The organism is Pseudoalteromonas sp. SWXJZ94C (assembly GCF_015864385.1).
In the GTDB taxonomy this organism is placed as follows: Bacteria; Pseudomonadota; Gammaproteobacteria; order Enterobacterales; family Alteromonadaceae; genus Pseudoalteromonas.
The window spans coordinates 1-2,542 of the sequence record NZ_JADYXF010000108.1 but is presented as its reverse complement, the minus strand read 5'-3'; the positions used below and the strand labels follow the sequence as shown (position 1 = coordinate 2,542).

1 protein-coding gene is annotated in these 2,542 nt (G+C 37.6%); it reads left to right on the top strand.

The window, feature by feature from the left end:
- Positions 1–287 precede the first annotated feature (287 nt).
- On the top strand, positions 288–1,703 hold the full coding sequence (locus I6F65_RS21115; RefSeq protein WP_024612248.1) for a sodium:alanine symporter family protein: 1,416 nt from the start codon (positions 288–290) through the stop codon (positions 1,701–1,703).
- Positions 1,704–2,542: the final 839 nt, after the last annotated feature.

Genomic DNA, 2,542 nt, shown 5'->3' with positions numbered 1-2,542 from the left:
ATTTAAAACCGAAGTTTTATTTAACTCTCTGAGTAGTTCGCTCCTCGCTAGGCGTTGGCGTTTCCCGTCTCAGTGGGGTCGCATTATAGGGAGCGGCGAATTTTACGCAAGCGTTATTTGCATAAAATAGTAATTAAAATTAAGCCCCGAGCAAGCGCACACGATAGACACAAGTTACCCACAAAAACCTGTTGATAACTCTGTTTTTGCACTTTAAAACTAAACACTTTTATCCTGATGTGATAAGTTGCGTTCACTTTTTTAACTCATGTATTTAGGCAGTATCCATGACAGACATAATAAACAGTATAAGTGCCCTTCTATGGGGCCAAGTTCTCGTCTACTTATTAATAGCAGCAGGCCTCTTCTTTACTTTTCGATTAGGCTTTATTCAGTTTGTACAATTCCCACATATGTTCAAAGTTATGTTTGGCTCTCGTAAATGTGCCGATAACGAAATTTCATCCTTTCAGGCTTTTTGTACTTCATTAGCTGCGCGCGTTGGTACAGGTAATATGGCTGGTGTTGCTGTTGCCTTATACCTAGGTGGTCCAGGTGCTATTTTTTGGATGTGGCTTATTGCATTAATAGGTATGGCGACGAGTTTTGCCGAGAGTACTTTAGCCCAGGCTTATAAGACAAAAGATGCTGAAGGTAATTTTAGAGGCGGTCCTGCTTATTATATGCAAAACGGTTTAGGCAAACGCTGGATGGGAATTTTATTCTCGTTATGCTTAATTTTAGCCTTTGGTTTAGTATTTAACGCCGTACAGTCAAACTCTATTGCTGCAGCATTTGAAGTAGCGTTTGATGTACCTAAGTATATAGTAGGCATTCTTCTGGTCATTGGTTCTGGCATTATTATTTTTGGTGGTCTAAAAACAATTTCTCGTTTTGCCGAAATGGTTGTGCCATTTATGGCATTAGCTTATTTATTAGTTGCTCTTTATGTATGTGCTATTAACTTTACTGCACTACCTGATGTACTTGCACTTATTATAAAGAGTGCTCTTGGTATTGAACAAGCCGGTGCTGGTGCAATTGGTTATGGTGTTACACAAGCTATGATCCAAGGTATAAAACGTGGTTTATTCTCAAACGAAGCAGGTATGGGTAGCGCTGCTAATGCAGCAGCGACTGCAACGCCTTACCCTCCTCACCCAGCATCACAAGGTTATGTACAAATGCTAGGTGTCTTTATTGATACTATTGTTATTTGTACAGCGACTGCTTCTCTTATTTTACTATCACAGCAATTAGTACCTGGATCTGGTATTACAGGGATTGAGCTCACGCAAGCAGCATTACAAGAACATGTTGGCGACTGGGGCACTTATTTTATTGCTATTGCTATACTCTTTTTTGCATTTACTTCTATAGTTGCTAATTACTCTTACGCTGAAACAAATTTAATGTTTTTAGGACGCAACTCTAATAAAGGTATGTTTATCTTTAGACTTGTTGTATTAGGTATGGTGATGTTTGGTGCTGTTGGTGAGCTTGGTTTAATTTGGACACTAGCTGATATATCAATGGGTTTAATGGCCATTGTAAACGTTATAGCGCTATTTATGCTTTCAGGTGTTGTTGTATGGCTTTCTAAAGATTATAACGAACAACGCAAAAAGGGCTTAATACCCACCTTTGATAAAAGTAAGCATCCAAAACTTGCTAAAGAGGTCGACCCCGAGGCCTGGAAATAAATAATAAACAGCGAGCTACGGCTCGCTTTTTTAGTCCTAAAAATAAAAAGTGCTGCACTAAGTCGCCCAACTCCTTGTAAATGAAAAGCGGTGGCAGATGATATGAATGGTATGTACTGTACTGTACTGTACAGACATTATTTGGTTATTAGGGTACGTAAGACAACCTGAAAAATAAGTGTTTAATGCCTACAATTATGTATTAGCGCTTTCTTGGTTACTCTATTTGAAGTTCTCACCTTAGCTCTAAACCTACTGCTGTCGGCAACTTTAGCTTCCACTAAGCATGCATTACTAATCAATTCGACAATTACTTATGCTAGTAGCGTACAAGTTTGTGCTATTTGCTTTCAAGATCGTTTGATCTAGAAGTGTGGATTGGTTTACTGTTTTGGATTTGTTAAAACCTATGACACTTAGTCCAATTCAATTAAAGTGAACTCATTAGTATTAGGTACAATGTGGCACTAAGGATTTACATGGCTGGTTTATTTTTGCTGTTGTAGGGCTGGGTTTGGGACTGGGTTTAGAGATCTTACATAGGGCTACCTAAACGTATTTTTTAAAACAATAGAAATAAAAACCATTATTAAAATATCATGTAACGCTATTATTAGGTAGATCATACATAAGATAGTACATATCAAGAATGATATAAATTGTGGTTAATATAAAGATGGTAAATCAAGTTTTTAGTTGATTTTTATAAATATTAAAGGATTATTAGAAGGTTTTTTATAAGCAGAGTGCTTAATATAAAGATGGTGCCCGAGGCCGGACTTGAACCGGCACGACTTGTTAGTCGAGGGATTTTAAATCCCTTGTGTCTACCAATTCCA

Coding starts and splice junctions, on each gene's coding strand:
- I6F65_RS21115 (WP_024612248.1), top strand. CDS start 288: ATGACAGACATAATAAACAGTATAAGTGCCCTTCTATGGGGCCAAGTT.